1 pseudogene is annotated in these 592 nt (G+C 60.6%); it reads right to left on the reverse strand.

The window, feature by feature from the left end:
- Positions 1-487: pseudogene (locus tag OKC40_RS22850) on the reverse strand (IS30-like element ISAs2 family transposase); the annotation flags it as partial.
- Between the last annotated feature and the right edge of the window lie 105 nt (positions 488-592).

A 592-nucleotide genomic window follows, 5' to 3' on the forward strand; every position in this document is an offset into this window, starting at 1 on the left:
GCTCCCGGCTATCGACGATAGCCGGCCGTTCATCAATAGAGCGGGCTTCCTTGATGGGAGAACGCAGGCTGCTCGCCCCCTTGCGGTAGCGCTTGTGGCCCTGGCGCAGATGGCGGTACAACTGGCCACCCCGGGCTTTGTCGGCGGCCACATGGCGGTATATCCACTCGTGACTCACCATGAGGCCTATCTGCTTGCCCACCGCGCTTATCTGCTCCGGGCTCCACCACCAGGCGAGTGTCAGCTCGACAAACTGGATGACATCGGCAGATAGCCGAGATTTGGCCGCACTGGCCCGTCGGTGGGTGGCGTGCTGATGCGCATTGTCTGGCTGGTAGCCCTGCGGCCCGGCGTTACGACGCAGCTCCCGGTAGAGGGTGGAGCGATGAACGCCAATGGCGCGTGCGGTGGCAAGGATGGACATCCCCTGTGCGCGAAGCACCGATAACTGGTATCGTTGCCCCTCGGTCAACTGCTGATAGCTCATGGTGATACTGCTTTTACTTTGGCGAGCAGAAGGGTACCACCAATCAGCAGTTGGCCACCTCTCGCCATTCATCCATGAGTGTCGCACTTATTATCTGAATTCCCG

The organism is Aeromonas sp. QDB11, assembly GCF_027705265.1.
Classification (GTDB): domain Bacteria; phylum Pseudomonadota; class Gammaproteobacteria; order Enterobacterales; family Aeromonadaceae; genus Aeromonas; species Aeromonas allosaccharophila.